Source organism: Mycobacterium sp. (genome assembly GCF_035603715.1).
GTDB lineage: Bacteria > Actinomycetota > Actinomycetes > Mycobacteriales > Mycobacteriaceae > Mycobacterium.
Map to the genome: position 1 here is coordinate 1 of NZ_DATNJW010000509.1, position 3,808 is coordinate 3,808.

4 protein-coding genes are annotated in these 3,808 nt (G+C 62.1%); 2 read left to right on the plus strand and 2 right to left on the minus strand.

The window, feature by feature from the left end:
* On the plus strand, positions 1 to 368 hold a 368-nt coding region (locus tag VN856_RS21220; RefSeq protein ID WP_414687015.1), incomplete at its 5' end, for an enoyl-CoA hydratase/isomerase family protein.
* Between the two features lie 140 nt (positions 369 to 508).
* Positions 509 to 1,258 (plus strand): SDR family oxidoreductase, encoded by a 750-nt coding sequence (locus VN856_RS21225; RefSeq protein WP_325692608.1) that lies wholly within the window; start codon positions 509 to 511, stop codon positions 1,256 to 1,258.
* A gap of 154 nt (positions 1,259 to 1,412) precedes the next feature.
* On the opposite strand, the gene VN856_RS21230 is transcribed toward VN856_RS21225, so the two are convergent.
* A complete protein-coding gene (locus VN856_RS21230) occupies positions 1,413 to 2,537 on the minus strand; it encodes a 1,4-beta-xylanase (RefSeq protein WP_325692610.1) in 1,125 nt (374 codons plus the stop codon).
* Between the two features lie 103 nt (positions 2,538 to 2,640).
* On the minus strand, positions 2,641 to 3,726 hold the full coding sequence (locus VN856_RS21235; protein WP_325692612.1) for a zinc-binding metallopeptidase family protein: 1,086 nt from the start codon (positions 3,724 to 3,726) through the stop codon (positions 2,641 to 2,643).
* Between the last annotated feature and the right edge of the window lie 82 nt (positions 3,727 to 3,808).

Below are 3,808 nucleotides of genomic sequence, written 5' to 3' on the forward strand. Positions count from 1 at the left end.
CCCTGACTGGTCGATCCCGCGCGCTGGAGATCATCGTCGGTGCCGACGACTTCGACGCCGAAACGGCCGAGAAGTACGGGTGGGTCAACCGGGCCATTCCGGATTCGGAACACGACGCGTTCGTCGACAATTTTGCCCGACGGGTCGCCAGTTTCGACAAGCGGCCGTTGGAGTTGGCCAAACAGCTGGTGAATGCCCGAGCTGGTGTCCCGCTGGAAGGTGACCGGTGGCTTTCAAATCACGCGTTCATCGGCACGACGACCTGGCCGGCCACCCAAGAGCGCATCGGGAAGCTGATGAAAGCCGGCTTGCAGCAGGACGGTGACTTCGAGCGATCGTTGGGGCACAACGTCGCTACCGTCGCTTGACGTCTCTTCACCTGCGCGAGTTGTGCCACTTATTTCTGGATGCTTCGAGAAATCATCGGCACTCCCGCAACAACTCAAGGATCGGCGGCCTCACCGCCCGACCAATCTCTCTGGCACATAACCAAACCGAAGGACTTCTCATGCCAATCTCAGTAGCGAATTCGACTGTGCTCGTCACCGGCGCCAACGGCGGCCTCGGGATCGAGTTCGTGCACCAAGCATTGCAACTCGGCGCTAAGAAGGTGTACGCCACCGCGCGGCGCCCGCGGGCCTGGACCGACTCCCGCGTCGTCCCGCTCTTGCTGGATGTCACTGATGAGACCTCGATCGCGGCCGCCGCAGCCGCTGCGGGCGACACCACTATCGTGATCAACAACGCCGGCGTCTCGCCGATCCCTGATCGGATCCTCACCGACGACATGAATGAGATTCGAAAGACTTTCGAAACCAACTTCTTCGGTGCGCTCGCTGTTGCCCGCGCTTTCGCACCCATCGTCGGCGCCAACGGAGGAGGGGCCTTCCTGCATGTGCACTCAGTGCTGAGCTGGATTGTCGGCGACCCCGCTGGGCAGGCGGGCGGTCACGGTGGCTATGCCGCGGCGAAATCGGCCTTCTGGTCGGCAACTAACTCTCTGCGCCTTGCCTTGGCCGAACAGGGCACACACGTGCTCGGCCTACACCTGGGTTACACGGCCACACCGATGACCGCGGAAATCGTCGACGATAAAGAAGACCCCGCCGACATCGTGCGCATTGCTTATGCTGGCCTCGCCGCCGGCGAATACGAAGTCATCGCCGACCACCGCAGCTTGGTCGTCAAGAACGCGCTCTCGGCCCCGATCGAAGTTCTGTACCCGCAGCTCGCTGGGCATAGCGCCGAGCTGATCTGAAAACCCGCCACGTCTTGCGGCAGGCTCGCCCGCCTTGCGGGCGCGCAGGATTCGCGGATCGTAGACACCGCGCCGGCGGCGTGCAGCCAACTGGGTTCCGCTGGCCCGCGCGACGGGCCCGCTGTGGACGGCTGCGACCAGAAAGTTGGTGACGTTAGAGCCGGGTCAACTTGCTGATCGTTTGAATTTCGGTGTCCCGGTACGGCCGTCCATCGGGCTGCAGCAGGTCTGCAAACCAAAGCTTCGGAGCTGTCTTGTACGGGTGATCCCAGGAGTCCCACGGAATGTAGGTCTGGGTCTTACCAGCGACCAACCCCCAATTGATCGCACCAACGTTGTGCCGCTTCGCAATTGGCAGGACCCCGTCAACGGTACTGCCCAGTGTCCGGGCCAGGTACTCGGTGCAGAGGATCGGGCGCCCCAATGGGGACAGTTCTGCTATCCGGGCCTCGAAGCCTGCTGGTTGGTCATAGCAGTGGAAGGTAACCACATCGGAGTTGTCCAGTTGGATGTTAGCGATTTCGCTGCGCCGCTGGCGATCTCCCCACACGCCGTCCCACACGCCACTCGTTAACGGTTGACTCGGATCAACCGAGCGTGCCCACCCGAACGCCAGCGAGAGCAGGTCGGCGACACGCTCCAGCTTGTCTGCCCTTTCGACCTTGCGATACTCGCGAGCGGGATTGTCGGGCTCATTCCACAGGTCCCAGCCCAAAATTCGGTCATCCGTGCGGAATTGGGTCAACACTCCCGTGACATATTCAAGCAGAGTGCGACGGTAGTCGAGGTCACCCAGACGTTCAGCGCCTGGGCTTTGCACCCAGCCGGAGTTATGGACCCCGGGCTTCGGGGCGTGCTGGCGTCCCAGTTTGGGGAACGGATCCCAACATGAATCAAAGAAGACAAAGAGCGGTTTGATGCGGTGGCGCGCCGCAATCGCGACAAACTGCGCGAGACGGCTCTGGAAGCCTCGATGGTCTTGCGCCCAAAGCTGATCGTGGAGGAAGACCCGCACCGTGTTGAGTCCGTGTGACTGGGCCCAGCCGAGCTCGGTATCGATACGCCGGGGGTCGAAGGTGTCGGCCTGAAACATCTCGAGCTGGTTGATGGCGTTCGAGGTGATGTAGTTGACGCCGACGCGCCACCCTTGCGCCTGATACCAGTGGTTAGCCCGATCAGGCGACCATCGGCTTTGCTCTGCGCCGGCGCGGGGTGTCTTGGTCAATACAGGGCCCGCCGCCAGCAGCACTGGGAGCGATAGCACAGTCCGACGTCTCACGCAGCGACCATATTCTCCGAGTGACGCAGGAGGCTGGAAAACTCGACAGACATCCTCATCGCAGTCCGATCCGGTGATAAGCCGGTGAGGCGGTCAGCCAAGTTCAAAGCTTGTGACCAGCTGCCGCTGGGCGAGCCGTCTCGCGGATCACTTTGTGTACGAACGCAAGCTTGCGGACCACCGGCTGCGGGATGTCGAACGGGTAAAGCGGATTCTTACCCATGGCGGTGTTCACCCGATTGAAGCAGAGCGACAACCACTTCCAGTCCTCCAGCAGCCGCTCGATCGGAGCGTCCTCGTAGCTCGGGAGCGGAACGACGTCACCTTGAACCGAGAAACGGACTCTGTCGGCATGCAAGATCAGTCCAGACTCGCGGGCGGTGTCGATTGCGCCAGTGATGTGCAGATAGTGGGCGAAGCACTCGGCAAAATCCTCCCAAGGGTGCATCGTTGCGTACTCGGAGATGTAGAAGTCACCCCAGTTCGCCGGCGCACCGAATTTGTAGTGTCGTGCGATCTCGCCTTGATAATCGGCGCGCTCATCGCCGAAGATCTCGCGGCACTCGTCAAGGTAGCGTGCGGCTCCGGGATCGGTTTCCACCAGAATGTTCTGGTAATAGTGGCCGACCTCGTGGCGGAAATGACCCAGCATGGTGCGGTAAGGCTCACCGAGGTGCACCCGCAGCGACTCACGGTAGGCGTCCAGCGACTCGACCAGATCGATCGTGATCACCCCGCCGGCATGCCCGATCACCACACGTTCACCGCCGCTGTAACTGGACAGCAGATCAAACGCAAGCCCTCCGTCTTTCCGCCAGAACGGGTCGACCGGCAAGCCGATGTCAACGAGCTGACAAATCAACCGTCGCAGGGCGATCCCGGTGGACACCAGCTTTTCCACTGCGACGGTGTCGTCGGCGTCGGGCTCGCGGCGGATCAAGGAATCCGCCAGGCACCGTCCCTGCTGACCGCCCAGTTCCTGTTCCTGAGGCACCAACCAGTTGCAGCCGAGGCTGGCCCCCTTCGTGCATGCAATCCAAATCTGGCCGTCGATAACCGCGGCGTCCGACGAGGTCGCGACCATAGTGCGGCTTGGGACATGAAATCCAAATTCTGCCAAGCAATTCGGGCAGCGCCGCGACTCGAACGGAACGAAGCCGCGGCAGACGGGGCAGGCGAACGCGCGCACGGATTCCATCGTGGCAGTCCGCGCCGGCCGGCCGCATCGTTTCAGCCGGTATCGCGACGGACACGGCGAATGTCGCAAACTC